Here is a 20,966-nt window from a genome sequence, read left to right as displayed (position 1 = left end):
ACAAGTGGCAGAGATTCATCTGGACCCCGATGTGCTGACCGGCTTGCAGGAGGTCATGGAGGGCGAGTATCCGAAGTTGCTCGACACCTTTCTCGATGACTCGCAAAAGCGGGTAGAGGCGCTGCGCAGGGCGCGGGATGATGCCAAGGCCCTGGGGCGGATTGCGCATAGCTTTAAAGGCAGCAGCGGTAATCTTGGGGCTGTGCGGTTGGCTGAGCTTTGTCAGTTGCTTGAGGATAAGTCGGCCAAGCCTGTGGTTGCGGATTTGGGGCAGTTGGTGGATGAAATTGACCATGAATTCGCGCTGGTCAGGCCGTTGTATGAGCATGAGCGGGAGCGGTTTGGGCTTTGACGCTGTTGGTGTGTATATCCGTCCCAGTCAAAAGTCACCAAAACGCTCTGCCCGGTATGACTCAACCACATGGGTTACAAATTAGTTCACGCACATAGGTAACAGTTTTTTAACTGGCACGGTCAACTGTGGGAGCTGGCTTGCCTGCGATGGCATCACCTTGGTGTGTCTGATGTACCGAGTTGTCTGCATCGCAGGCAAGCCAGCTCCCACAGAAAAGCAGCTCTGCTTTGGCTTTTGATCTGGCTTCTAACACTCAAGCCGGCCGGCAGGCCGGTGTAAGCGCGGAACCCATATCAGCAACAACGAAATAACGGATATACACCCCAAAACCAAAACCTGGCCCAACTCTTGCTCTACCTCCAGTAACCGCACCCTCGACCCCTGTGCGGCGGAGACTCTATATATGGCAATCACCCCGAATTCGCTTCTTCAGGCGGCCCCTGCGGCCAAGCCTCAAGCGCCCGCTGCCAATCCACTGGTAGCGGCTGCGGACCCGCGGGACAAGGCCCCGGGCTTCGCTCAGGTGTTCGCCAACCAGGCTTCCGCGCCGGCGCCAAAACCTGCCGACAACACCACCAGGTCGACCCGCGACAAGCCGGCGGACAACAGCGCCAAGCCCGTCGCCACCAACGATAAGCCTGCCGCCGGCACCCCATCGGTTGCCGATAACGGCAAGACTTTGCCTGCCACCCCGCCGGCCAAGTCCGACACCCCGGACACCACCGCCAAGACCGACGACACAGCCCCGGCAGACGACCCAACCCTGGCCCAGCAACCCCCGGCCGACCCAGCCGTCGACCCGGCGCTGATGGCCGCGGTTGTCCCGGTTCCGGTCCCTGTAACGCCGGCGCCCGTCGAAACCCCGGCCCCGGCCGCAACCGCGACGAAAGACGACAAGTCCCAGCCTGTCGTGGCCCCACCGGTTGCCGCGACCGACGACGCCAAGCCCGCCTTCGACCCCGAAGCCGACCCGCTGGACGCGATGCCCGCCGTGCGCCTGGCCATGGAGCAGGGCGGACACGTTTCCGCCAGCAGTCAGAGCACCGCAAAAAATGCCCCGGTGCAGGCCTCGACCGACGATCAGCCCACCCTCGCGCAAAACTTTGCCACTGGCCTGGCCAATATGGTCGATCAGCAAGCGTCCAAGGACAGCACCGACCAGGGCGGCGACAAAGCCTTCGGCAGCCTGATCGACGGCGGCCTCAAGGACTTGAAGAGCGCCAGCAGCGACACCCGTGTCGATGACTTCGCCAACCGCCTCGCCGCGCTGACCCAGGCCGCCACGCCGAAAACCGCGAATGCCCTGCCACCGGTGGCCAATGCGCCCCTGGCGATGCACCAGAGCGGCTGGACCGACGAGGTAGTGAACCGCGTTATGTACCTGTCCAGCGCCAACCTCAAGTCGGCCGAAATCCAGTTGCAGCCTGCTGAACTGGGCCGCCTGGACATCAGCGTGAAAATGTCCGCCGACCAACAGGCCCAGGTCACTTTCATGAGCGGCCACGCGGTGGTCCGTGAAGCCCTGGAAAGCCAGTCGGGCCGCCTGCGGGAGATGTTTGCCCAGCAGGGCATGGGCCAGGTCGACGTCAACGTATCCGACCAGTCCCGTGGCTGGCAGGGTCAGCAGGGCCAGGACCAGCAACAGCAGAACCAGGCACGCGGCGTCAGTGGCAATGGCGGGCGGGGTGATGGGGCTGATGGCGGCGGTATCGGTGAAGTGGCTGAAGTTGCGGCGCCGGTTGTGCAGTCCGTGGTCGGCTCCAGCGCGGTGGACTACTACGCCTGACCTGAGGTTGGCAAACATCCTGTGGCGAGGGAGCTTGCTCCCGTTGGAGGGCGAAGCCCTCCCAGGCTTTTCGCCGCCGCACACCTGTTTAAACCTTGCTCTCTGATTTGGGGCTGCTTCGCAGCCCAGCGGGAGCAAGCTCCCTCGCCACAGGGGTCGTCCCTGTTTCGTCAGTCTTCGTGACAACTCTGGCATAACACTTGCTCTTGCCTTTCCCCAGAACTATGAATCCCCGAATAGTGACGGATTATTGGCATGGCGAAGAGCGACGACGCAGCAAAAGCACCCGCAGGCAAGGGCAAGCTCAAGCTTATCCTGCTGATCGTACTGGGCCTGTTCCTGGCGATCGGCGTGTCCGTGGGGGCTACCTGGTACTTCATGCACAGTGCCGCAAGCAAACCGGCAGCGACTGCCGAGATCAACCCCAACGTCAAGCAACCGGCAATCTTCGAGCCGATGCTTCCGGCGTTTGTCGCCAACTTCAATCAGAACGGCCGTCAACGCTACCTGCAGGTGAGCATTACCCTGCTGGCGCGTAACCAGGCAGACCTGGATGCCCTCAAGGTGCACATGCCAGTGATCCGCAACAACCTGGTGATGCTGTTCTCCGCCCAGCCCTTCGACACCCTCGTCACCCCGGTGGGCCAGGAAATGCTGCGCCAGAAGGTCACTGCCAGCGTGCAGGAAGTGGCCCAGAAGGAAGTCGGCAAACCTGTGATCGAGCAGGTGCTCTTCACTAATTTCGTATTGCAGTAGGATCACGACATGGCCGTGCAGGACCTGCTGTCCCAGGATGAAATCGATGCGCTGCTCCATGGCGTCGACGATGGTCTGGTACAGACCGAAATGGCTGCCGAGCCCGGCAGCGTCAAAAGCTACGACCTGACCAGCCAGGATCGCATCGTCCGTGGACGCATGCCGACCCTGGAAATGATCAACGAACGGTTCGCCCGTTACACCCGCATCAGCATGTTCAACATGCTGCGCCGCTCGGCGGACGTGGCGGTGGGCGGCGTGCAGGTGATGAAGTTCGGTGAGTACGTGCACTCGCTGTACGTGCCCACCAGCCTCAACCTGGTGAAGATCAAGCCGCTGCGCGGTACGGCGCTGTTCATCCTCGACGCCAAGTTGGTGTTCAAGCTGGTGGACAACTTCTTCGGCGGTGACGGCCGTCACGCCAAGATCGAAGGCCGTGAATTCACCCCCACCGAACTGCGCGTGGTGCGCATGGTGCTGGAACAGGCCTTCATCGACTTGAAGGAAGCCTGGCAGGCGATCATGGAAGTCAATTTCGAGTACATCAACTCGGAAGTGAACCCGGCCATGGCCAACATCGTCGGCCCCAGCGAAGCCATTGTGGTCTCCACCTTCCACATCGAACTCGATGGCGGTGGCGGCGACCTGCACGTGACCATGCCGTACTCGATGATCGAGCCGGTGCGCGAGATGCTCGATGCGGGCTTCCAGTCCGACCTCGACGACCAGGACGAACGCTGGGTCAAGGCCCTGCGCGAAGACCTGCTGGACGTCGACGTGCCTCTGAGCGCCACCGTGGCCCGTCGCCAGCTACGTTTGCGGGATATTTTGCACATGCAGCCGGGGGACGTGATTCCCGTCGAACTGCCGGAAGAACTGATCATGCGCGCCAACGGCGTGCCGTCGTTCAAGGTCAAGCTCGGCTCTCACAAAGGCAACCTGGCGTTGCAAGTGATTGAACCGATCAACCGTCGCTGATCCACACTAATTTCTGCTCCGCCGAGGACATGTAATGGCTACTGAACACGAAAACACTTCCGCCGAAGACCAGGCCCTGGCTGACGAGTGGGCGGCTGCCCTGGAAGAAACCGGCGATGTCGGCCAGGACGATATCGACGCGCTGCTGGCGGCCGATGCGGCCACCGCCCCGGTCGGTAATCGCATCCCCATGGAAGAGTTCGGCAGCGTGCCGAAGAACAACGAGCCGGTGACCCTGGATGGTCCGAACCTGGACGTGATCCTCGACATCCCGGTGTCGATCTCCATGGAAGTCGGCAGTACCGAAATCAACATCCGCAACCTGCTGCAACTCAACCAGGGTTCGGTGATCGAGCTCGACCGCCTGGCCGGCGAGCCGCTGGACGTGCTGGTCAACGGCACGCTGATCGCCCATGGCGAAGTGGTGGTGGTCAACGAGAAGTTCGGCATTCGCCTGACCGACGTGATCAGCCCGAGCGAACGCATCAAGAAGTTGCGTTGATATGAAGCGCTCACTGGTAGGACTGTTATCGGCGCTGCCCTTGAGCGTAATGGCAGCAGAGCCGGTCGCCCAGGCGGCCGCGCCGGCGCTGGGCAGTGGCGTGGGCGGGCAACTGACCCAGCTGGTGCTGGGTTTGTTGCTGGTGGTGGGGCTGATCTTCGTGCTCGCCTGGGTGTTGCGCCGCGTACAGCGCATCGGCCCGGGAAATGCCCAGGTCATCGAGCTGGTAGGTTCGCGTGCCCTTGGCCCGCGGGACCGGCTGGTGCTGGTGCAAGTAGGCGACGAGCAGATTCTGCTGGGCATCACCCCCGGCCGCATCACCCCGTTGCACGTGCTCAAGACGCCTGTGGAAGTGGCCCAGACTCAAGCGGCCACGCCGGAATTCGCCCAACGCCTCATGGAGTTGCTGGGCAAGGATCAGAAGGATAAGAAGTAATGCGCGTTTTATTGACGCTCATGCTGTTGCTCGCGGCGCCGCTGGCGTACGCGGCGGACCCGTTGTCGATCCCGGCGATCACCCTGGGTACCAATGCGGCGGGCGCGCAGGAGTATTCGGTCAGCCTGCAGATCCTGCTGATCATGACCGCGCTGAGCTTCATCCCCGCGTTCGTGATGCTGATGACCAGCTTCACGCGCATCATCATCGTGTTCTCGATCCTGCGTCAGGCCCTCGGCCTGCAACAGACGCCGTCGAACCAGATCCTCACCGGCATGGCGCTGTTCCTGACGTTGTTCATCATGGCGCCGGTGTTCGACAAGGTGAACCAGCAAGCCCTGCAACCGTACCTGGCGGAGAAAATGACCGCCCAGGATGCGATCGACAAGGCGCAAGGCCCGATCAAGGATTTCATGCTGTCGCAGACCCGTTCCAGCGACCTTGAGTTGTTCGTGCGGCTGTCCAAGCGTACCGACATCGCCAGCCCCGACATGGCGCCGTTGACCATCCTGGTGCCGGCGTTCGTGACCTCGGAGCTGAAGACCGCGTTCCAGATCGGCTTCATGATCTTCATCCCGTTCCTGATCATCGACCTCGTCGTGGCGAGTGTGCTGATGGCCATGGGTATGATGATGCTCTCGCCGTTGATCATTTCGTTGCCGTTCAAGATTATGTTGTTCGTGTTGGTGGACGGGTGGGCGCTGATTATCGGCACCCTGGCCGGCAGTTTCGGTGGGGTTTAGCGCATGACGCCAGAAGTAGCGGTCGACCTGTTTCGCGAAGCCCTGTGGCTGACCACCATGATGGTTGCCGTGCTGGTGGTGCCCAGTCTGTTGGTGGGCCTGCTGGTGGCGATGTTCCAGGCCGCGACCCAGATCAACGAACAGACCTTGAGCTTCCTGCCGCGCCTGCTGGTGATGCTGATCACCCTGATCGTCGCCGGCCCGTGGCTGGTGCAAACCTTCATGGAATACATCCTGCAGTTGTACGGCAGTATTCCGCAGTTGATCGGCTGACCCCGTGAATTCGATGCTGGCGTTGACCGACACCCAGATCAGCACCTGGGTGGCGTCGTTCATCCTGCCGCTGTTCCGGGTCACGGCCGTGCTGATGACCATGCCGGTGTTCGGTACCACCCTGGTACCGCGGCGCATTCGGCTGTACTTCGCGGTGGCGATCACCGTGGTCATCGTCCCGGGCTTGCCGCCGATGCCGCCGGTGAATGCCCTGGACCTCAGCGCACTGATGCTGATCGCCGAGCAAATCATTATCGGCGCCTTGCTGGGCTTCTCCCTGACGCTGTTCTTCCAGGCCTTCGTGATCGCCGGGCAAATCATCTCGATCCAGATGGGCATGGGCTTCGCGTCCATGGTCGACCCCACCAACGGCGTGTCGGTGGCGGTGATCGGGCAGTTCCTGACCATGCTGGTGACCTTGCTGTTCCTGGCCATGAACGGTCATCTGGTGGTGTTCGAGGTGATGACCGAAAGCTTTACCACCTTGCCGGTGGGCAGCGCCCTGGTGGTCAATCATTTCTGGGAACTGGTGGGGCGCATGAGCTGGGTGCTGGGTGCCTCGTTGTTGCTGGTATTGCCGGCGATCACCGCGCTGCTGGTGGTTAACATCGCCTTTGGCGTGATGACCCGGGCGGCGCCGCAACTGAACATCTTCTCCATCGGTTTCCCGTTGACCCTGGTGCTGGGCATGGGGATTTTCTGGGTCGGCATGGCTGACATTCTCAATCAGTATCAGCCGCTGGCCACCGACGCCTTGCAGTTTTTACGTGACTTGGCGCGGGCGCGGTAAGCCATGGCCGAGAGCGAGAGTGGCCAGGACAAAACAGAAGACCCCACGGAGAAACGAAAAAAGGACTCCCGGGAAAAGGGCGAGATTGCTCGCTCCAAAGAGCTCAACACCCTGGCGATCATGCTCGCAGGCTCCGGTGGCCTGCTGATCTATGGCGGTGGTTTGGCCCTGGACCTGATGGAGTTGATGCGCCTGAATTTTTCCCTGCCCCGTGACGTGCTGCTGAGCCCGGGTGCCATGGGCCTGTACCTGCTGCATTCGGGCAAGATCGCGATCCTGGCGGTACAGCCGATCCTGATCACCTTGCTGCTGGCGGCCTTGATCGGCCCGATTTCCCTCGGCGGCTGGCTGTTTGCTGCTGGCAGCATGGCGCCCAAGTTCAGCCGCATGAACCCGGGCCCCGGGCTCAAACGGATGTTTTCCACCAAGGCCCTGGTGGAGCTGCTCAAGGCGTTGGCCAAGTTCATTCTTATCCTGTTTGTGGCGTTGACGGTGTTGTCATCCGACATCGACGACCTGCTGCGCATCGCCCACGAGCCAATCGAGTTGGCGATCATCCACAGCGTGCAAGTGGTGGGCTGGAGTTCGCTGTGGATGGCCTGCGGGCTGATCATCATTGCTGCGGTTGATGCGCCGATCCAGCTATGGGAGAGCCACAAGAAACTGCTGATGACCAAGCAGGAAGTGCGCGACGAGCACAAGGACCAGGAAGGTCGCCCCGAGGTCAAACAGCGGATTCGCCAACTGCAGCGCGAGATGTCCCAGCGCAAGATGATGGCGTCGGTGCCCGACGCCGACGTGGTCATCACCAACCCGACCCACTACGCCGTGGCGCTCAAATACGACCCGGAGAAGGGTGGGGCGCCGATGTTGCTGGCCAAGGGCAGCGACTTCACGGCGTTGAAAATCCGTGAGATTGCCGTGGCCAACGACATTTTGCTGCTGGAGTCGCCGGAGTTGGCACGGTCGATCTTCTACTCCACCGACCTGGACCAGGAGATCCCGGCCGGGTTGTATCTGGCGGTGGCGCAGGTGTTGGCGTACGTCTACCAGATCCGCCAGTACCGCGCGGGCAAGGGCAAGCGGCCGGATCCGCTCAAGGATCTGCCGATTCCGCCGGACTTACGTCGGGATTCCTGATCTTGTTGCGCCGCCCCCGGCCTCATCGCGGGCAAGCCCGGCTCCCACCTGTTGACCGCGTTCTTCCAGCCAACTCGCTCAACAGTGGGAGCCGGGCTTGCCCGCGATGGCGTCCGCCCAGGCAACAAAAATCTCCTGAGCGCTCCCGCAATTGCATCTAGCAACGTTTAAGTCGCAGACGAGGACGCTCGACGCCCGCCCGCTGCGTACCTGTCGGACGTTTCGCCATCACCCGCGAACGAGCGTGTGTGGCGAGGGAGCTTGCTCCCGCTGGGGTGCGAAGCGCCCCCAATAAAGCTATCGCGGTTATTCAGGCAAAACGCGTAAGCCGTTCTGGGGCTGCTGCGCAGCCCAACGGGAGCAAGCTCCCTCGCCACAGGTGATGTGTGTATGGCGGTAGCTCTTTGCTGTCCGTGGGACCGATCTGCCTCCCCAAGCAAAAGTTGGAAGGCTTCTTGCAATAGCGCCTCCAGGACGCCTCCCGGCGTCAAAAGTTTGCTTCAAGGACACGAGGAATACCGGTGGATCGCTCTCAAATGCTCAGCACGGCCCGTGGCACCCTGACTGACCTCTCGCGAGGCAATCTGGGTGTGCCGTTGTTGTTGCTGGTGATGCTGGCAATGATGATGTTGCCGATGCCGCCGTTCCTCCTGGACGTGTTCTTCACCTTCAACATCGCCCTGTCCGTAGTGGTGCTGCTGGTGTGCGTATACGCCCTGCGACCGCTGGATTTCGCGGTGTTCCCGACGATTCTGCTGATTGCCACCCTGTTGCGGCTGGCGCTTAACGTGGCCTCCACCCGGGTGGTGATGCTCCACGGCCAGGATGGCCACGCCGCCGCGGGCAAGGTGATCCAGGCCTTCGGTGAGGTGGTGATCGGCGGTAACTACGTGGTCGGTATCGTAGTTTTCGCCATCTTGATGATCATCAACTTCGTGGTGGTAACCAAGGGCGCCGGGCGGATTTCCGAGGTGAGCGCACGTTTCACCCTCGACGCGATGCCCGGCAAACAGATGGCCATCGACGCCGACCTCAACGCCGGCTTGATCGACCAGAACCAAGCCAAGACCCGCCGTCTTGAAGTCGCCCAGGAAGCCGAGTTCTACGGTTCCATGGACGGTGCCAGCAAATTCGTGCGCGGTGACGCCATCGCCGGCCTGCTGATTCTGTTTATCAACCTGATCGGCGGCATGGCGGTCGGTATTTTCCAGCACGGCATGACCTTCGGCGATGCGGGCAAGGTTTACGCCCTGCTGACCATCGGTGACGGTTTAGTGGCGCAATTGCCATCACTGTTGTTATCTACAGCTGCGGCGATCATGGTGACCCGTGCTTCGGGCTCCGAAGACATGGGCAAGCAGATCAGCCGGCAGATGTTTGCCTCGCCCAAGGCGCTGGCCGTGGCGGCGGGCATCATGGCGATCATGGGGATCGTGCCGGGCATGCCCCATGTGTCGTTCCTGAGCATGGCCGCCATGGCCGCCGGTGGTGCCTACCTGTTCTGGAAAAAGCAAAACAACATCAAAGTGATTGCCCAGCAGGAAGTGGCGCGCCAGCAGGAACTGCTGCCATCGCCGGCCCGGGCCCAGGAAACCAAGGAGTTGGGCTGGGACGACGTGACCCCGATCGACATGATCGGCCTGGAAGTCGGCTACCGCCTGATTCCCCTGGTGGATCGCAACCAGGGCGGTCAATTGCTGGCGCGGATCAAGGGCGTGCGCAAGAAGCTGTCCCAGGACCTGGGCTTCCTGATGCCCACCGTGCACATCCGCGACAACCTGGATTTGGCCCCGAGCGCCTACCGCCTGACCCTGATGGGGGTGATCCTGGCCGAAGCCGAGATCTACCCGGACCGCGAACTGGCGATCAACCCTGGCCAGGTATTCGGCAGCCTCAACGGGATTACCGCCAAAGATCCGGCTTTTGGCCTGGACGCGGTATGGATCGAAATCAGCCAGCGCAGCCAGGCGCAGTCGCTGGGCTACACCGTGGTAGACGCCAGTACCGTGGTTGCCACCCACCTCAACCAGATTCTGTACAAGCACTCTCACGAGTTGATCGGCCACGAAGAAGTCCAGCAACTCTTGCAATTGCTGGCCAAGGCCTCGCCAAAGCTGGCCGAAGAGCTGGTACCGGGGGTGTTGTCCACCTCGCAACTGCTCAAGGTGCTGCAGGCGCTGCTGGCCGAGCAGGTGCCGGTGCGGGACATTCGCAGCATTGCCGAGGCTATCGCCAACAATGCCGCCAAGAGTCAAGATACTGCCGCGCTGGTGGCCGCGGTGCGCGTCGGATTGTCGCGTGCAATCGTCCAAAGCATTGTAGGGCTTGACTCCGAGCTGCCTGTGATCACCTTGGAACCAAGGTTGGAACAAATATTGCTCAATAGTATTCAGAAGGCAGGGCAGGGCGCTGATGAAGGCGTGTTGCTGGAGCCAAGCATGGCCGAGAAGCTGCAGCGTTCACTGATTGACGCCGCCCAACGCCAGGAAATGGAAGGTCATCCGGTGATCCTGCTGGTAGCAGGGCCGGTGCGGGCGATGTTGTCGCGGTTTGGACGCCTGGCTATTCCGAATTTGCATGTATTGGCTTACCAGGAAATTCCTGACAATAAGCAAGTGACTATCGTCGCGACAGTAGGGCCCAACGGCTGAGGTAGTGGGATATGCAAGTGAAGCGTTTTTTCGCCGCCGATATGCGTCAGGCCATGAAACTGGTACGTGATGAATTGGGCGCCGACGCTGCGATTATCGGTAACCGTCGTATTGCCGGCGGCGTCGAGCTGACGGCTGCCCTGGATTACAAGCCCTCGGCCCTGGCGCCGCGTGTGCCGAACATGGAACTGGAAGACGAGCTGCGCAAGACCGCTTCGCGCATTGTCTCGGCCCAGGCCGAACTGAGCATGCGTGGCGACAGCGATGCCACCACCAATCGCCAGCTGTTTGCCGGCCTGCCGCTGACGGCGTCCGAGCCTCTGGTAGAGCCGACCTTCGTTGAACCGCCGCGTCCTGCTGCGCCCGCCCCGGCGCCGACGGTGGACCAGCGTGTGTTCGACTCGATGCGTTTTGAGCTCAACGGCCTGCGTGAATTGCTGGAAGTGCAGTTGGGCTCCCTGGCCTGGAACCAGTTGCAGGGCAGCCAGCCGCAACAGGCCAACCTGTGGCGTCGCCTGCAACGCATCGGCCTGTCCGGCCCGTTGTCCCGCGACCTGCTGCAACTGACCACCCAGATTGAAGACCCCAAGCAGGCCTGGCGCATGCTCCTGGCTCACCTGGCGCGGATGATCGTTACCCCGGAAATCGAACCCCTGGAAGAAGGCGGCGTGATTGCCATGGTCGGCCCTGCCGGCATGGGCAAGACCACCACCCTGGCCAAGCTGGCGGCGCGTTATGTGCTCAAGTACGGCGCGCAGAATATCGCCCTGGTGAGCATGGACAGCTACCGCATCGGCGCCCAGGAGCAGCTCAAGACCCTGGGCCGTATCCTCAATGTTCCGGTGACCCACGTCGACCCGGGCCAGTCCCTGGCCAACGCCCTCGACCCGCTGCTGCGCAAGCGCGTGGTACTGATCGACACCGCCGGCCTGCAAGCCAGCGACCCGGCCCTGCGCATGCAGCTGGAAAGCCTCGCCGGGCGCGGGATCAAATCCAGAAACTATTTGGTACTTGCCACCACCAGCCAGAAGCAGGTATTGACCGCCGCGTACCACAGCTACAAGCGCTGCGGGCTGGCGGGCTGCATCCTGACTAAACTGGATGAAACGGCGAGCCTGGGTGAAGTATTGAGCCTGGCGATCAGTCATGAATTACCGGTCGCCTACCTGACCGACGGGCCGCGGATCCCGGATGATTTGCATCTGCCGCGCCGTCATCAGTTGGTCAGCCGGGCTGTCAGCGTGCAAATGCAGGAAGAACCCAGTGAGGAAGCGATGGCCGACATGTTCGCTGACCTCTACCACAGCCCGAACAAACGAGTCGGCTGAGGTCAACATGAACACAGTGCAAAGTATCTACATCGATGGTCTGCCAGCAGTTCCCGCGGCCAACTTATGTAGCCTGCGTCTAAGCAAGACAAGGTAAAGAAATAAAATGGGCAGCATGCATCCCGTACAGGTGATCGCGGTGACCGGCGGCAAAGGTGGCGTCGGGAAAACTAACGTGTCAGTGAATTTGTCCCTGGCCCTGGCAGAGCTTGGCCGTCGGGTCATGCTGCTGGATGCTGACCTGGGTCTGGCGAACGTCGACGTTCTGCTGGGACTGACGCCCAAACATACCCTGGCCGATGTGATCGAAGGCCGCTGTGAGCTGCGCGACGTGCTGTTGCAGGGCCCCGGCGGGATTCGTATCGTGCCGGCTGCCTCCGGCACCCAGAGCATGGTGCACCTGAGCCCGGCGCAACACGCCGGCCTGATTCAGGCGTTCAGCGACATCGGCGACAACCTCGACGTGCTGGTGATCGACACCGCCGCCGGGATCGGCGAGTCCGTGGTCAGCTTCGTGCGCGCAGCCCAGGAAGTGCTGCTGGTGGTGTGCGATGAACCCACCTCGATCACCGACGCCTACGCCCTGATCAAACTGCTCAACCGTGACTACGGCATGAACCGCTTCCGCGTACTGGCCAACATGGCCCAAAGCCCGCAAGAGGGGCGAAATCTGTTCGCCAAGTTGACCAAGGTCACGGATCGCTTCCTCGATGTCGCCTTACAATACGTCGGCGCAGTTCCCTATGACGAGTGCGTACGCAAGGCCGTGCAAAAGCAGCGTGCGGTCTATGAAGCGTTCCCCCGTTCGAAGTGCGCATTGGCGTTCAAGGCTATTGCCCAGAAGGTCGATACCTGGCCGCTGCCCGCCAATCCCCGGGGGCATCTGGAGTTTTTCGTCGAGCGTTTGGTGCATCAGACGAGCGCAGGACCGGTGCTATGACAGCCAGCGGCTACAACCTTTACAAGAAGTCGGCACGTGACAGTCAGGTCGAGTTGATCGAGCGCTACGCGCCTCTGGTCAAGCGAATTGCCTATCACTTGCTGGCACGCCTGCCAGCCAGCGTCCAGGTCGAGGACTTGATCCAGGCCGGGATGATCGGCTTGCTCGAAGTGTCGACCAAGTACGACGCGAGCAAGGGCGCAAGTTTCGAGACATACGCGGGTATCCGTATCCGTGGGGCCATGCTCGATGAAGTGCGTAAAGGTGATTGGGCGCCGCGTTCCGTGCACCGCAATACGCGGATGGTGAGTGACGCAATTCGCTCAATTGAAGCAAAAACCGGTCGCGACGCTAAAGATCACGAAGTTGCGGCCGAACTCCAATTGAGTCTCGACGATTACTACGGGATTTTGAACGATACCTTGGGCAGCCGCCTGTTCAGTTTCGACGACCTTTTACAGGACGGCGAACATGAAGGGCTGCACGAGGACGGCGCGAGTGCCCATCTCGAACCGTCACGCGATCTGGAAGATGAACGCTTCCAGACTGCGCTGGCGGACGCGATTGCCAATTTGCCGGAGCGTGAGCGACTGGTGTTGGCGCTGTACTACGACGAAGAGCTGAACCTCAAGGAAATCGGTGAGGTCCTGGGAGTCAGCGAATCGCGGGTCAGCCAGTTACACAGCCAGTGCGCAGCCCGCTTGCGGGGGCGTTTGGGAGAGTGGCGAGCGCGCTGACAGGCAGTGTGGGGACACTGCGAACGATACCGTCCAGGCCTTGCGCCCGGACGGGCTTGGCCCGTGGTGCGCCCCCGGTAGTCCTTTTTGTGTAACGCCTGTTGATTGATATGGCGCGCCCAGGTGCTGGGCGCGTTTAAGACTGCTTGGAGGTCGAATTGGACAAGAACATGAAAATCCTCATCGTTGATGACTTCTCAACGATGCGGCGGATCATAAAAAACCTGTTGCGTGACCTTGGGTTCACTAACACGGTCGAGGCGGATGACGGCATTACGGCGATTCCGATCCTCAACAGCGGGAGCATCGACTTTCTGGTAACGGACTGGAACATGCCGGGCATGACCGGTATCGATCTGCTGCGCCACGTGCGCGCTGATGAAAAACTGCGCAGCCTGCCTGTGCTGATGGTGACCGCTGAAGCCAAGCGTGAACAGATCATCGAAGCCGCCCAGGCCGGGGTCAACGGCTACGTGGTCAAGCCATTCACTGCACTGGCCTTGAAAGAGAAGATCGAAAAAATCTTCGAACGCATCGGTCATTGATGCTGCCACGGGGGAGCTATGGAGCATAAAGAATCATCGCAGGCCGACTTCGAGTCGACCCTGAAAAAACATGCTCATCAACTCGTCGAAAGCCTTGAAAAAGGCCAGTTCGGTGACGCGGTGCAGTTAATCCATGAGCTCAACCAGACCCGTGACCGCGGCCTGTACCAGGAAGTGGGCAAGCTCACCCGTGAGTTGCACAGTGCGATCGTCAATTTCCAGATTGACCCGCACATGCCCCAGGCCGAAGAAATCTCGCAGATCACTGATGCCACCGAACGCCTGTCCTATGTGGTCAGGCTGACTGAGGCGGCGGCCAACCGCACCATGGACCTGGTGGAAAACGCCACGCCTCTGGTCAACGGCATGGCCAGTGAAGCCAAGGCCCTGAGCAACGATTGGGGCCGGTTCATGCGTCGGGAAGTGGGCGCTGAAGAGTTTCGTGAACTGGCGCGTCGGGTCGAGGGCTTTTTGTCCCGCAGCGAGCAGGAAAACCGCACGGTTTCCAGCAACCTCAATGACATTCTGCTGGCCCAGGATTACCAGGACCTCACCGGTCAGGTGATCAAGCGCGTGACCCAATTGGTCACCGAAGTGGAAAGCAACCTGCTCAAACTGGTGTTGATGGCGGGTCAGGTTGACCGGTTTGCCGGCATCGAACATGACCGCGAAGCGATCCTTTCTGAAAAAGATCCACAAAAACACCTCGCCAAGGGTGAAGGTCCGCAGATTCATGCCGATAAACGTGAAGACGTTGTATCCGGGCAAGACGACGTAGACGATTTGCTGTCCAGTTTAGGCTTCTAAGGAGCACACCCATGAGCTTCGGCGCCGATGAAGAAATCCTTCAGGATTTCCTTGTAGAGGCCGGCGAAATTTTAGAGCAACTGTCCGAACAACTGGTCGAGCTGGAAAGCCGACCGGATGATGCGAACCTGCTCAATGCAATTTTTCGCGGTTTTCACACTGTAAAAGGGGGCGCCGGCTTCCTCCAGCTCCACGAGCTGGTGGAGTGCTGTCACATCGCCGAGAACGTGTTCGACATCCTGCGCAAGGGTGAGCGGCACGTCGACTCGGAACTGATGGACGTGATTCTGGAAGCGCTGGATGCGGTCAACGGCATGTTCAGTGAAGTGCGCGAACGTGCACCCATCACTGCGGCCACGCCGGAACTGCTGGCCGCCCTGGCGCGCCTGGCGGAACCTGCGGCCAACGCGCCGGTGGTGGAAGCGGTGGCTGAACCGGTCGCCGAGCCTGCGGGCGACGTGACCGACAGCGAATTTGAACAACTGCTGGACTCGCTGAACGCCGTCAAGGCCGAAGCCGAAGCGCCCGCAGCCAGTGCGCCGGCCATGGTGCCGACCACTGAAGACATTACCGACGCCGAGTTCGAGTCGTTGCTCGACCAGTTGCACGGCAAGGGCCAGTTTGCCCCCGACGCGGTGGCCGCTGCGCCAGCGCCGACGGAAGCCGCGGCGCCTGCCAGCAATGAAATCACCGACGACGAATTTGAAGCGCTGCTGGACCAGTTGCACGGCAAAGGCTCGTTTGCCGCCGATGCGCTGCCGGAAGTTGCCGCGACTGCAACCGCTGCCGCACCGGTTGCCGCTGCCGTTGCCGCCGCGCCGGCCGCCGATGGACTGATCTCCGATCACGAATTCGAAGCCTTGCTGGATGAGCTGCACGGCAAGGGCAAGTTCACCGAAGTGGCCGGCGCTGCTGCACCGGCCGCCAGTGCCGCCGCTGCGGTGGCAACGCCGGCTCCGGTGGCCGCCAAGGCCACTGCTGCGCCGGTGGCTGCCAAACCTGCCCCGGCTCCCGCGCCTGCGCGTGCCGCCGCTGCCCCGGCTCCCGACAAGCAACCGGCCAGTGAAGCCGAAACCACCGTGCGGGTTGATACCGCACGCCTGGACGACATCATGAACATGGTCGGCGAACTGGTGCTGGTGCGTAACCGCCTGGTGCGCCTGGGCCTGAACAGCGCCGACGAGGCCATGCAGAAGGCCGTGTCCAACCTCGACGTGGTCACTGCCGACCTGCAGACCGCGGTGATGAAGACCAGGATGCAGCCGATCAAGAAAGTCTTCGGCCGCTTCCCGCGCCTGGTTCGCGACCTGGCACGCCAGCTCAAGAAAGAAATCAACCTGGAACTGGTGGGTGAAGAAACCGACCTCGACAAAAACCTTGTCGAGGCCCTGGCCGACCCGCTGGTCCACTTGGTGCGCAACGCCGTCGACCACGGCGTCGAGACGCCGGAAGAACGCGAAGCCTCGGGCAAGAGTCGCCAGGGCAAAGTGATCCTGGCGGCCGAACAGGAAGGCGACCATATCCTGCTGTCGATCACCGATGACGGCAAAGGCATGGACCCGGCGGTACTGCGCAACATCGCGGTCAAGCGTGGCGTGATGGACAAGGACGCCGCCGACCGCCTCACCGACACCGAGTGCTACAACCTGATCTTCGCCCCGGGTTTCTCCACCAAGACCGAGATTTCCGACGTGTCGGGCCGTGGCGTGGGCATGGACGTGGTGAAGACCAAGATCAGCCAGCTCAACGGCTCGATCAACATCTACTCCACCAAGGGCCAGGGCTCGAAGATCGTCATCAAGGTGCCGTTGACCCTGGCGATCATGCCGACCCTGATGGTGATGCTGGGCAACCAGGCCTTTGCCTTCCCGCTGGTCAACGTCAACGAAATCTTCCACCTCGACCTGTCGCGCACCAACGTGGTGGACGGCCAGGAAGTGGTGATCGTGCGCGACAAGGCGTTGCCGCTGTTCTACCTCAAGCGTTGGCTGGTGGCTTCGGCCAAGCATGAAGAGCAGCGCGAAGGCCATGTGGTGATTCTCTCCGTGGGCACCCAGCGTATCGGCTTTGTGGTCGATCAACTGGTGGGCCAGGAAGAAGTGGTCATCAAGCCTTTGGGCAAAATGCTGCAGGGAACCCCGGGCATGTCGGGTGCGACCATTACCGGTGACGGTCGGATCGCGCTGATTCTCGATGTTCCGAGCATGCTCAAGCGTTACGCCGCACGGCGTATTTGATTCGGCCCGGGCAGGGCGGTTGTCCCTCGCCCGGCCTAACGGAGTGTTTATGGTAGTCAAGGTCCTGGTGGTGGACGATTCAGGTTTCTTCCGCCGCCGCGTCTCGGAAATTCTTTCATCGGATTCCAATATCCAGGTGGTCGGCACGGCCACCAACGGCAAAGAGGCGATCGATCAGGCCCTGGCCCTCAAGCCGGACGTGATCACCATGGACTACGAGATGCCGATGATGGACGGCATCACGGCGGTGCGGCACATCATGCAGCGCTGCCCGACCCCGGTGTTGATGTTCTCCTCGCTCACTCACGAAGGCGCCCGGGTCACCCTGGATGCGCTGGACGCGGGCGCGGTGGACTTCCTGCCGAAGAATTTCGAAGACATCTCGCGCAACCCCGAGAAGGTCAAGCAGATGCTCTGCGAGAAGGTGCACAGCATCTCCCGCAGCAACCGTCGCAGCCTGTTCAGTGCGCCGGCGCCAGCGCCTGTTACGCCACCACCGTCAGCCCCGAGCACCTTTGGGCGCCCGGCACCTGCGCCGGTTGCGCGTCCGGCTGTGGCTCCTGTGCGTGCAGCTGCGCCCACCGCGCATTCGCCGGCACCCAAGCGCAAAGCCTACAAGCTGGTGGCCATCGGTACGTCCACGGGCGGCCCTGTTGCCTTGCAGCGGGTGTTGACCCAACTGCCGGCCAACTTCCCGGCGCCGATCGTGTTGATCCAGCACATGCCGGCTGCGTTCACCAAGGCTTTCGCCGAGCGCCTGGACAAGCTGTGCCGCATCAGCGTCAAGGAAGCCGAGGATGGCGACATCCTGCGCCCGGGCCTGGCGCTGCTGGCCCCTGGCGGCAAGCAGATGATGGTCGACGGCCGTGGCGCGATCAAAATCCTGCCGGGTGACGAACGCCTGAACTACAAACCGTGTGTGGATATCACCTTCGGTTCGGCGGCCAAGTCCTACGGCGACAAAGTTCTGGCGGTGGTATTGACCGGCATGGGCGCCGACGGCCGTGAAGGCGCGCGCCTGCTCAAGCAGGGCGGCAGCGCGATCTGGGCCCAGGATGAAGCCAGCTGCGTGATCTATGGCATGCCCATGGCCATCGTCAAGGCCGACCTGGCCGACGCCGTCTACAGCCTGGACGACATCGGCAAGCACCTGGTGGAGGCCTGCCTCTAATGGATGTTTTGAGCCTGATTGGCATCATCATGGCGTTTGTCGCGATTATCGGCGGCAACTACCTCGAAGGCGGCCACCTGGGTGCCCTGGCCAACGGCCCGGCGGCGTTGATCGTGATTGGCGGCACCGTGGGCGCGGCGTTGCTGCAGTCGCCCATGAGCTCGTTCAAGCGGGCGATGCAGATCCTCATCTGGATCATCTTCCCGCCACGGGTCGACCTGCCGGGTGGCATCGACCGCGTGGTCAACTGGAGCCTCACGGCGCGCAAGGAAGGCCTGCTGGGCCTGGAAGGCGTGGCCGATGCCGAGCCCGACAGCTACGCGCGCAAAGGCCTGCAATTGCTGGTGGACGGTGCCGAGCCGGAAGCGATCCGCAGCATCCTGGAAGTGGATTTCTACACCCAGGAAAGCCGCGACATCAACGCTGCCAAAGTCTTTGAAAGCATGGGCGGCTACGCGCCGACCATCGGCATCATCGGTGCGGTGATGGGCTTGATCCACGTGATGGGCAACCTGGCCGACCCGTCGCAGCTGGGCAGCGGGATTGCCGTGGCGTTCGTCGCCACCATTTACGGCGTGGCCAGTGCCAACCTGGTGTTGTTGCCGGTGGCCAGCAAGCTCAAGTCCATCGCCATGCGCCAGTCGCGTTATCGCGAGATGTTGCTCGAAGGCATCCTCTCGATTGCCGAGGGTGAAAACCCGCGCTCCATCGAATTGAAGCTCCAGGGCTTCATGGATTGATGATGGATATCGATACGGCTTCCCGCTGGCGAACGGGCTTTTTGTGGCGAGCGAGCTTGCTCGCGTCGGGTTGCGCAGCAGCCCCAACACGGGCTACTCGGCTTCGGCAGGAGAGCAGCGGTGAGCTTGTTGGGGCCGCTTCGCGCCCCAGCGCGAGCAAGCTCGCTCGCCACGGTGAGCCCTATACCCAAAAACTCGGGGAGGTTCTATGAGCCGTCGCCGCCGCGAGCCTGAAGAACACGTCAACCATGAACGCTGGCTGGTGTCCTACGCCGACTTCATTACGCTGCTGTTCGCGTTTTTTGTGGTGATGTACTCCATTTCCTCGATCAACGAAGGCAAGTACAAAGTCATTTCCCAGGCGCTGATCGGCGTGTTCAACGACGCCGACCGCGCGCTCAAGCCGATTCCCATCGGCGAAGAACGCCCCAAGACCGTGACCCCGGCCAAGCCGCTGGTCAACGACAGCGATGAAACCGCCGCCGGCATCGGTGGCACCAGCGACCCGCTGAAAAGCATCGCCGATGACATCAGCGCAGCCTTTGGTGATTTGATCGCTTCCAACCAGATGACCGTACGTGGCAACGAGTTGTGGGTGGAAATCGAGCTGAATTCCAGCCTGCTGTTCGCCAGCGCCGATGCGATGCCCAGCGACCAGGCATTCACCATCATCGACAAGGTGGCGGCGATCCTCAAACCGTTTGAAAACCCGGTCCACGTGGAAGGCTTCACCGATAACCTGCCCATCAGCACCGCGCAATACCCGACCAACTGGGAGCTGTCTTCGGCCCGCGCGGCGAGCATTGTGCGCATGCTCGCGATGCAGGGCGTGAACCCCGGACGCCTGGCGTCGGTGGGCTACGGCGAGTTCCAGCCGGTGGCCAATAACGCTACCGCTGAAGGCCGTGCACGCAACCGTCGGGTGGTGCTGGTGGTGTCGCGCAACCTGGATGTGCGCCGCAGCCTGACCGGTACCGGCACTGCCAATGCAACACCGGATGCCGCCTTGAAGCGGGCTGGCACACAAACTGCACCAGCGCCCGTAAAGGCGCCGGTTCGCGGGAGTGCCGTCAATTCTCCGTCACCGGCTCTATAACCCCATGCAATTTCTCGGTCGAGCCTGTGCCTGCCGGGAGGAACAATCCGAATGAGAGTCTGGGCAGTTGCCAATCAAAAGGGTGGTGTCGGTAAAACCACTACGTCCATCGCCTTGGCCGGCTTGCTGGCCGAGGCCGGCAAGCGTGTGGTCGTGGTCGACCTGGACCCCCACGGCTCCATGACCAGCTATTTCGGCTACGACCCGGATGCCCTGGAGCACAGTTGCTACGACCTGTTCCTGCACAAGGGCAGCGTGCCGACCGACTTGCCGGGCCAACTGTTGCTGGCTACCAGCAATGAAAAAATCTCGTTGTTGCCGTCCAGCACCGCCCTGGCCACCCTTGAGCGCCAGTCGCCGGGGCAAAGCGGCCTGGGCCTGGTGATCGCCAAGACCCTGGCGCAGCTGTGGCAGGACTTCGACTACGCCATCATCGACAGCCCGCCGTTGCTGGGCGTGCTGATGGTCAACGCCCTGGCCGCCAGCCAACAGTTGGTGATCCCGGTGCAGACCGAGCACCTGGCCGTCAAGGGCCTGGAGCGCATGGTCAGCACCCTGGCAATGATCAACCGCTCGCGCAAACAGGCGCTGCCGTTCAGCATCGTGCCGACCCTGTTTGACCGCCGCACCCAGGCCTCCCTCGGCACCTTGCGCGTATTGCGCGATGCCTATCCGGACACCATCTGGCAGGGCTACATCCCGGTGGACACGCGCCTGCGGGATGCGAGCCGGGCCGGGCTTACGCCGTCGCAATTCGATGGCAAGAGCCGTGGTGTGCTGGCGTACCGGGCGTTGCTCAAGCACCTGTTGTCCCAACAACTTGTGGCGCAGGTGGCGTGATGACCCTAAACATCCCTGTAGGAGCCTGGCTTGCCAGCGATGCAGACGCCGCGGTTTTCCTGGCAAAACCGGCTCCCGATTCAAGTCCGGACACCCACAGGCCGATAACCTCTGA

General features: G+C 61.7%; 21 protein-coding genes. All 21 read left to right on the top strand.

All coding sequences use genetic code 11. The features are described 5' to 3' along the window. Window positions 1–4: 4 nt before the first annotated feature. On the top strand, window positions 5–352 hold the full coding sequence (locus V3W39_RS11635; RefSeq protein ID WP_177077272.1) for an Hpt domain-containing protein: 348 nt from the start codon (window positions 5–7) through the stop codon (window positions 350–352). Between the two features lie 406 nt (window positions 353–758). Next, a complete protein-coding gene (locus tag V3W39_RS11630; protein ID WP_330212666.1) occupies window positions 759–2,141 on the top strand; it encodes a flagellar hook-length control protein FliK in 1,383 nt (460 codons plus the stop codon). A 255-nt stretch (window positions 2,142–2,396) separates the two neighbouring features. Then, on the top strand, window positions 2,397–2,897 hold the full coding sequence (fliL, locus tag V3W39_RS11625; RefSeq protein ID WP_294737276.1) for a flagellar basal body-associated protein FliL: 501 nt from the start codon (window positions 2,397–2,399) through the stop codon (window positions 2,895–2,897). A gap of 9 nt (window positions 2,898–2,906) precedes the next feature. Beyond that, complete coding sequence (gene fliM, locus V3W39_RS11620; RefSeq protein WP_010166091.1) at window positions 2,907–3,875, top strand: flagellar motor switch protein FliM; 969 nt, start codon at window positions 2,907–2,909, stop codon at window positions 3,873–3,875. A gap of 34 nt (window positions 3,876–3,909) precedes the next feature. Then, the gene (gene fliN, locus V3W39_RS11615) at window positions 3,910–4,377 is read left to right on the top strand and encodes a flagellar motor switch protein FliN (RefSeq protein ID WP_010166093.1); all 468 of its coding nucleotides are present in this window, start codon (window positions 3,910–3,912) and stop codon (window positions 4,375–4,377) included. A gap of 1 nt (window position 4,378) precedes the next feature. Next, window positions 4,379–4,813, top strand: coding sequence for a flagellar biosynthetic protein FliO (fliO, locus tag V3W39_RS11610; protein WP_177077266.1), 435 nt, complete (start codon window positions 4,379–4,381; stop codon window positions 4,811–4,813). Then, window positions 4,813–5,556 (top strand): flagellar type III secretion system pore protein FliP, encoded by a 744-nt coding sequence (fliP, locus tag V3W39_RS11605; RefSeq protein ID WP_003214554.1) that lies wholly within the window; start codon window positions 4,813–4,815, stop codon window positions 5,554–5,556. Before fliO ends, fliP begins: the two co-directional genes overlap by 1 nt. Before the next feature lie 3 nt (window positions 5,557–5,559). Then, the gene (gene fliQ, locus V3W39_RS11600; RefSeq protein ID WP_003214552.1) at window positions 5,560–5,829 is read left to right on the top strand and encodes a flagellar biosynthesis protein FliQ; all 270 of its coding nucleotides are present in this window, start codon (window positions 5,560–5,562) and stop codon (window positions 5,827–5,829) included. A 13-nt stretch (window positions 5,830–5,842) separates the two neighbouring features. Then, window positions 5,843–6,619, top strand: a complete 777-nt coding sequence (fliR, locus tag V3W39_RS11595; protein ID WP_177113804.1) for a flagellar biosynthetic protein FliR — start codon at window positions 5,843–5,845, stop codon at window positions 6,617–6,619. A gap of 3 nt (window positions 6,620–6,622) precedes the next feature. After that, window positions 6,623–7,759, top strand: a complete 1,137-nt coding sequence (gene flhB, locus V3W39_RS11590; RefSeq protein WP_177043040.1) for a flagellar biosynthesis protein FlhB — start codon at window positions 6,623–6,625, stop codon at window positions 7,757–7,759. A 536-nt stretch (window positions 7,760–8,295) separates the two neighbouring features. Then, window positions 8,296–10,410 carry a flagellar biosynthesis protein FlhA gene (gene flhA, locus V3W39_RS11585; protein WP_218170939.1) on the top strand — a complete coding sequence of 705 codons (2,115 nt, stop codon included), beginning with the start codon at window positions 8,296–8,298 and terminating at the stop codon, window positions 10,408–10,410. An 11-nt stretch (window positions 10,411–10,421) separates the two neighbouring features. Then, window positions 10,422–11,738, top strand: coding sequence for a flagellar biosynthesis protein FlhF (gene flhF, locus V3W39_RS11580; RefSeq protein WP_177043042.1), 1,317 nt, complete (start codon window positions 10,422–10,424; stop codon window positions 11,736–11,738). Between the two features lie 106 nt (window positions 11,739–11,844). Next, window positions 11,845–12,678: a flagellar synthesis regulator FleN gene (fleN, locus tag V3W39_RS11575; RefSeq protein WP_003192912.1), complete on the top strand. Its 834-nt coding sequence runs from the start codon at window positions 11,845–11,847 to the stop codon at window positions 12,676–12,678. Then, the gene (gene fliA, locus V3W39_RS11570) at window positions 12,675–13,415 is read left to right on the top strand and encodes an RNA polymerase sigma factor FliA (RefSeq protein ID WP_010166121.1); all 741 of its coding nucleotides are present in this window, start codon (window positions 12,675–12,677) and stop codon (window positions 13,413–13,415) included. The genes fleN and fliA overlap by 4 nt, the downstream gene beginning before the upstream one ends. A 170-nt stretch (window positions 13,416–13,585) precedes the next feature. Further along, window positions 13,586–13,960: a chemotaxis response regulator CheY gene (locus tag V3W39_RS11565; RefSeq protein WP_005790040.1), complete on the top strand. Its 375-nt coding sequence runs from the start codon at window positions 13,586–13,588 to the stop codon at window positions 13,958–13,960. An 18-nt stretch (window positions 13,961–13,978) separates the two neighbouring features. Continuing rightward, window positions 13,979–14,767: a protein phosphatase CheZ gene (locus tag V3W39_RS11560; protein WP_177043043.1), complete on the top strand. Its 789-nt coding sequence runs from the start codon at window positions 13,979–13,981 to the stop codon at window positions 14,765–14,767. Between the two features lie 11 nt (window positions 14,768–14,778). Continuing rightward, window positions 14,779–17,004: a chemotaxis protein CheA gene (locus tag V3W39_RS11555; protein ID WP_330212665.1), complete on the top strand. Its 2,226-nt coding sequence runs from the start codon at window positions 14,779–14,781 to the stop codon at window positions 17,002–17,004. A gap of 49 nt (window positions 17,005–17,053) precedes the next feature. Next, entirely contained in the window at window positions 17,054–18,175 is a 1,122-nt protein-coding gene (locus V3W39_RS11550; RefSeq protein WP_177077262.1) for a protein-glutamate methylesterase/protein-glutamine glutaminase, read from the top strand. Then, complete coding sequence (locus tag V3W39_RS11545) at window positions 18,175–18,915, top strand: flagellar motor protein (protein WP_010166125.1); 741 nt, start codon at window positions 18,175–18,177, stop codon at window positions 18,913–18,915. The genes V3W39_RS11550 and V3W39_RS11545 overlap by 1 nt, the downstream gene beginning before the upstream one ends. A 208-nt stretch (window positions 18,916–19,123) precedes the next feature. Further along, a complete protein-coding gene (gene motD, locus V3W39_RS11540; protein WP_177077260.1) occupies window positions 19,124–20,011 on the top strand; it encodes a flagellar motor protein MotD in 888 nt (295 codons plus the stop codon). A 51-nt stretch (window positions 20,012–20,062) separates the two neighbouring features. After that, window positions 20,063–20,851 (top strand): ParA family protein, encoded by a 789-nt coding sequence (locus V3W39_RS11535; RefSeq protein ID WP_330212664.1) that lies wholly within the window; start codon window positions 20,063–20,065, stop codon window positions 20,849–20,851. Window positions 20,852–20,966 lie beyond the last annotated feature (115 nt).

It is taken from the genome of Pseudomonas sp. Z18(2022) (assembly GCF_036346535.1).
GTDB classification, from domain to species: Bacteria; Pseudomonadota; Gammaproteobacteria; order Pseudomonadales; family Pseudomonadaceae; genus Aquipseudomonas; species Aquipseudomonas yamanorum_A.
The sequence above is the reverse complement of the archived record's forward strand: the minus strand, read 5'-3'. Positions and strand labels throughout refer to the sequence as shown.